This is a genomic window from Candidatus Liberibacter sp. (genome assembly GCF_014048425.1).
In the GTDB taxonomy this organism is placed as follows: domain Bacteria; phylum Pseudomonadota; class Alphaproteobacteria; order Rhizobiales; family Rhizobiaceae; genus Liberibacter.
This window is the reverse complement of sequence record NZ_JACETX010000080.1, coordinates 1-2,263: the sequence shown is the minus strand read 5'-3', so window position 1 is coordinate 2,263 and position 2,263 is coordinate 1. Positions and strand designations below refer to the sequence as shown.

Here is a 2,263-nt window from a genome sequence, read left to right as displayed (position 1 = left end):
TATTCATTAGAGATATTGAATGAGTACAATTTGATTATAACGCCAGAAATACGCCAATATTGGGAAGCAGTAGGCACACGTATAAGAGATATCCGTAAGGCTAATAATAAGACCTTAAAAGAAATGGCTATAGGGGCTAATCTATTGGAAAACGCTGTTTGTAAATTCGAAAAAGGCATATGCTCTACCAGTATTAACTACGCCTTATATTTACGAAATGAGTACGGAGCTAGCTTTGATTGGATCTATGACGGGGAAATGATCGATAGGCGTTACGAAGATATTATCCAAAAGAAACCACTAAATCCTAAAGAGATAGGAATTCGTATTAAAGAAGTTCGAAAAGCTAAAGGCATGACTCAAGTAGAGTTTGGCAATTTAATAAGCATAACGAATGTTGGCGTTGGAGACATTGAAATTAGGCTTAGTACGCCTCGTATAGAAACGTCTCTTAAAATAAAGAAAGTAACCAAGAAACATCTTGATTGGATCTATTTTGGCGATAAGATCATTGTGCCTAAGAGTGTCATAAGAGCTCAAAAAGCCAAATCCGCTAAAAGCAAATAATCCCAAACATCATCTAAATCATCAGAAACGGCACTAGATTTAATATATCGCTGTGTTCATGACCGTTCTTCAGCATAGGGTTTACGGCGTGTGCTGATAGTCATTTGCCGAATAGCTTAAGGAAAGATTGAACAAACGGCGGTACAAGATCATCCTTATGTCGTTCACTATAGGTTCGGAACAATCCCTCTGATATTTTACCTGTTAATGCTATAGATGCAAAAATTATTGCTCCAGCTAAAATAAAAGCATTTTGTTGGAATCCCGCTACATTTAGTACACCGATCATTATATAATTTATAAATATTAGGTATGAAATGGAAATACCGATAAATACCCGTCTCATATTTTTAATATATTCTAAATCGTCGGTAATGCTCTTAACGTATACCTCAACCTTTTTAACTAATTCCTCTTTAGCAGGGAGCGAGGCGAGCAGAAAAGATATTTGCTCACTGTGTTCATGTATAGTTTTACCAATATCTGAAACGCCAGAAGTAGAGGTCTGCGTATCGGAGGTTTCTAAATCCGTACCTATGCTTTCCAATGATTGACTGGGGTTATCACTGTCACTAGAGCCTTTTTTTTTCATGACTGATTTAGCTTGCTTGTGTTTTTGGAGAGCTTTTACGTAATAATTCTTTAAAACATCTAGAGGTATTTGGCACATATTTCCGATATTATCTATTGTGTATTCCCATGGAGTGCCAGATAAATGTGTCAGATCAGATAACTCATATGCGGTTTTTTGACCGTATGTTGACAGCACACGATGTATAATATCTCTCTGAAGGTCAGCAAGCGTCGCTCTGTAAGGTTGGTTTGTTAGCTCGTCTCTAATGTAATCTTTAACAGGTCGAAAAGTATATTTAGAAACTTCACAGTATATTTCTGGGTAGACAGGTCCGTGAGTCCATGCTTCTGGTAGTTGTTTCACCATTGAAATCCCACTAAACGCTAAAGACCATCCATGTGCCAAATAAACTAACTTTATTAGTTTCATAGGGGATAAATTTTCTATTTTATATTCAGGGGCTTTTTCTATTATGTAATTGGCAATTGCACGAGAATCATGTGATAGTTCCATCATTTCTTGATACTCCTACTAGCTGTTTATGTTGTTTATGCATTTGACGATATCTTATGTTTATTTGCGTTTTACCGCAACCCCGGCTCAAAATAATCTTCATAGGAATCTTTCCAAGGTTGCTCTTCATGGGTCATATTATGACGGTGCAAGTGGTCAAATTGTATAGTTTATAGTATATATATTATATACTGTATAAAGTATATTTTATCACCCATAATAGGTCATAATCCAACAGTGCAGAGAGTATATTTATGGGTCATTTAAGGGCATGTCTAAAAATATAGTGTTTGGCGGTATATTTGTCATTATTTTTGTCATTATTCTGTCATTATTTTTGTCATTATTCTGTCATTATTTTAATTTTGTGATTTGATATAAAATATTTCGTAAGTTGTGGATATGCCGTCACATTATGTCATTATTTTTGTCATTATTCTGTCATTATTTTTGTCATTATTTTAATTTTTTCCCTATAATGGAAAATATGCCTGTATATCAAGTACTTAGCTATATATTCTGTCATGAGAAAAACCCCCTTATATCTAGCGATATATAGCTAACGCTAATCTCTCCCTGATCCAGTTGCACTGTTTCCGAGATCAAGTC

The 2,263-nt window shown here is 35.0% G+C and carries 2 protein-coding genes; one reads left to right on the top strand and one right to left on the bottom strand.

The features are described from left to right. Positions 1-567, top strand: a 567-nt coding sequence (locus tag H0G72_RS05955) for a helix-turn-helix domain-containing protein (protein WP_259345179.1), incomplete at its 5' end; no start/stop codon positions are given. Between the two features lie 100 nt (positions 568-667). Here the strand turns inward: H0G72_RS05955 and H0G72_RS05950 are convergent. After that, the gene (locus tag H0G72_RS05950; protein WP_182017852.1) at positions 668-1,657 is read right to left on the bottom strand and encodes a Panacea domain-containing protein; all 990 of its coding nucleotides are present in this window, start codon (positions 1,655-1,657) and stop codon (positions 668-670) included. Between the last annotated feature and the right edge of the window lie 606 nt (positions 1,658-2,263).